Origin of the sequence: Pseudomonas rubra (genome assembly GCF_028656935.1) — a bacterium.
Classification (GTDB): Bacteria; Pseudomonadota; Gammaproteobacteria; order Pseudomonadales; family Pseudomonadaceae; genus Aquipseudomonas; species Aquipseudomonas rubra.
Map to the genome: position 1 here is coordinate 1 of NZ_JAMDGZ010000087.1, position 3,162 is coordinate 3,162.

The 3,162-nt window shown below is 56.7% G+C and carries 4 protein-coding genes and 3 tRNA genes; all 7 read right to left on the minus strand.

Annotation, left to right across the window (positions count from 1 at the left end):
- Positions 1-320, minus strand: a 320-nt coding sequence (locus M5G17_RS27055) for a GTP-binding protein (protein ID WP_273895238.1), incomplete at its 3' end; no start/stop codon positions are given.
- Positions 321-407: 87 nt separating this feature from the next.
- A tRNA-Thr gene (locus M5G17_RS27060) sits at positions 408-483 on the minus strand.
- A 26-nt stretch (positions 484-509) separates the two neighbouring features.
- A tRNA-Gly gene (locus M5G17_RS27065) sits at positions 510-583 on the minus strand.
- 23 nt (positions 584-606) lie between these two features.
- A tRNA-Tyr gene (locus tag M5G17_RS27070) sits at positions 607-690 on the minus strand.
- A 152-nt stretch (positions 691-842) separates the two neighbouring features.
- Positions 843-1,271: a hypothetical protein gene (locus tag M5G17_RS27075; protein ID WP_273895917.1), complete on the minus strand. Its 429-nt coding sequence runs from the start codon at positions 1,269-1,271 to the stop codon at positions 843-845.
- A gap of 7 nt (positions 1,272-1,278) precedes the next feature.
- The gene (locus M5G17_RS27080) at positions 1,279-2,025 is read right to left on the minus strand and encodes a pantothenate kinase (RefSeq protein WP_273895918.1); all 747 of its coding nucleotides are present in this window, start codon (positions 2,023-2,025) and stop codon (positions 1,279-1,281) included.
- Positions 2,015-2,974, minus strand: coding sequence for a bifunctional biotin--[acetyl-CoA-carboxylase] ligase/biotin operon repressor BirA (gene birA, locus M5G17_RS27085; protein ID WP_273895919.1), 960 nt, complete (start codon positions 2,972-2,974; stop codon positions 2,015-2,017). The genes M5G17_RS27080 and birA overlap by 11 nt, the downstream gene beginning before the upstream one ends.
- Between the last annotated feature and the right edge of the window lie 188 nt (positions 2,975-3,162).

Below are 3,162 nucleotides of genomic sequence, written 5' to 3' on the forward strand. Positions count from 1 at the left end.
GAGCAAACCAGGATCGCGCCATCCATCTGGGCAGCACCGGTGATCATGTTCTTCACGTAGTCAGCGTGACCTGGGCAGTCAACGTGAGCGTAGTGACGAATGGTCGAGTTATACTCAACGTGTGCGGTGTTAATGGTGATACCGCGAGCTTTTTCTTCTGGAGCGCTGTCGATCTTGTCGAAGTCGACGATTGCCGAACCGAAAACTTCGGAGCAAACGCGGGTCAGCGCTGCGGTCAGCGTGGTCTTGCCATGGTCAACGTGACCAATGGTGCCGACGTTCACGTGCGGCAGACTACGATCAAACTTTTCCTTAGCCATCGAGACAACCCTCAGCGAGAAGAAATAAGCAAGTCAATACGACCATTAAAACAAAGGCAGATATTTTCATATCTGCCTTGTTTTGTATGGAGCTCTTGAGCGGATTTGAACCGCTGACCTCACCCTTACCAAGGGTGTGCTCTACCAACTGAGCTACAAGAGCGTAACACTTTGCAAAAGAAGCAAACTTGGAGCGGGTAGCGGGAATCGAACCCGCATCATCAGCTTGGAAGGCTGAGGTTCTACCACTAAACTATACCCGCGGAGCTTGCGGCTCTCGCTAAACTGGTGGAGGGAGAAGGATTCGAACCTTCGAAGCTCTCGCAACGGATTTACAGTCCGTCCCCTTTGGCCGCTCGGGAATCCCTCCAGATTTGGCCGGCATTCTATGCAGATGCCAATCTGGTGTCAAGCGTTTTTTCAAATTTTTTCAATCAAATCTGAAACTTAGCTACTTTGACACCGCTTCCAGCTCTACCACCTGAGTGGTGTTCCCTGTGAAGCGGGCGCCATTCTATCAAGCTATTCGCCAGTTGCAATACCCTCGCACAACATTATTTTATGTTTTAAGTCTTTGAAATCATGGGAAAGTGTCCCGAGCACAGTTTGGTCCAGCAAACGCTGGCTCTGAGGCGCAATCTGCAGCCACAAACCAGTGCTGTCACCCAGGCGACCGGTCACCGGAACAGCGGCAATATCGAGGCTCAGCAAGCGCTGACGCAATGCTTTTAACTGTTCCTGCTCCATCAACCCACCTACATAGAGGCATTCCTGACCCCGCTGAGGTGCAATTTTACCCCCGCTCGACTCACTCAACAGTCGAATATCCTGCTGATTACCCTTGTACAGCGACAACGGCGCCACTTCCTTGGCCTTCAAAGGCGCTTCCTGCTGGTGCCAGACGTAATAAAAGACATTTAGCACCACCAACAACAGAAACAACCAACGCATAGGCACCTCAATCCAGGGGACAAGCCATGGCCAAGCCGACGAACACCAGGTCCGGTACCACCCTGGCCTGTGGCGCGGCCTGCTGCACCAGCAGCGCATCGCCCCCGGTCAGTAATACAGTGAAATTTTCACCCCATAATCCGTGAGCATGCTCCAACTGAGAGCGCACGAACCCCTGCAGCATGTGCACGCAGCCGCGCTCGACGGCCTCAACGGTAGAGCGCCCAGGTGCCAGGCTCGACAATGCACGCTCAGCCGAGGCATCGTCGTAGCGAATGCGTCGGGTATGGGTGCGCAGCTGGCTACGCATCAGCGGCATGCCAGGGCAGATGAACCCTCCAAGATGCTCGCCATCAGCAGTAACGAAGTCAGCCTTGGCGGCCGTGCCAAAATCCATGACCAGACACGCACCACGGGCCAGATGAAAGCCACCCAGCACCGCCAGCCAGCGATCCAGACCGAGGCGCTGATAGTCGTCATAGCCATTACGTACGCCACTAACTTCCCTGGCCGGCTGGGCCACTACAACGTCCAGAGCGAAGTGCTGGGCGAGCCGCGCCGAAAGGCTGGCGGTCTCCTCTTCGCTTCTGACACTGACCAACCGGCAGCGCCGCGGCGCCTCAGGGAGCGTGGCGACAGCGGCCACCAGGGCCTGGTCGGAATCCACTATGCCACCGGCTACAACGGCACCCTCAGTGGCGTTGATGACCCGCCACTTGATAAAGCTGTTGCCGCAATCAAGCTCAAGAATCATCACGCAACCTCAGGCTGAGCTCACCACCGCTAAAACTCTTTTCAACTCCGTCGACCTCCAGGCGTAGCGCCCCTTGGCGATCAATACCCAGCACGACCCCATCGATCCGGCTAACACCGGCAATCAAGGATACCGCAGCCCCCTGCCACAGATGGGCTTGCTCCCACTCGACCTGGAACGCGGCGAAACCAGCTTGCCGATGACGCAGCAGGTCCTGCTGCAGGTTCTGACTGAGCGTTGCTACCAGCTGATTACGATCGACCGCCACACCTGTCTCACGACGCACCGACGTCCACAACTGATCGATCTGCTCATTGGCCTGCATATTGACGTTAATACCAATTCCCAGCACCACATGACAGACGTCTGCGGGATCGCCGACCAGCTCCAGGAGGATGCCGGCGATCTTCTGATTGCTTACCAGAACGTCGTTCGGCCATTTAAGCCCCGCTCCACTCACGCCAAAAGCCTGCAGTGTGCGCATTACCGCCAGACCAACCACCAGGCTCAAACCTTCCAACTGACGCATGCCGCCCTCGATACGCAGCACCAGGCTGTAGTAGAGGTTCTCGGCAAACGGGCTAACCCACTGACGACCACGTCGACCGCGCCCTGCCGCTTGGCGCTCAGCCAGCACCAGAAACGGCGCCGCCTGCCCCTCGCTGATCGAGCGCAGGGCCTGGGCATTGGTCGAGTCGATGGATTCAAATATCAATACTGGCCACTGTTCGCCCCGGGAAAATTCGGCAATGGCCGACTCCTCCAGCAGCGACAACGGCGTAGCCAACTGATAACCACGGCCACGAACCTTATGGATGGTCAGGTTCAACTCTGCTTCAAGAAGCTGCAATTGCTTCCAGACAGCGGCGCGACTGACGCCCAATGCCGCACCCAGGTCTTGCCCGGAATGGAACCGGCCATCCTTGAGGAGCTTCAACAACTTCAGCATGCCAATCTCGACTCACAATGAGGAGGGCATGATAGCCATGCAGGTGGGGATTGCATAGAAAACTGAGGGCGCACACTGGATCTGTGCACTGCGGATCTGTAGAAGCGGGCTTGCCCCGCGATGCGATGTGGCTGACAGAATGCTATCGCGGGGCAAGCCCGCTCCCACAAGACAAAACCCCTACCTGC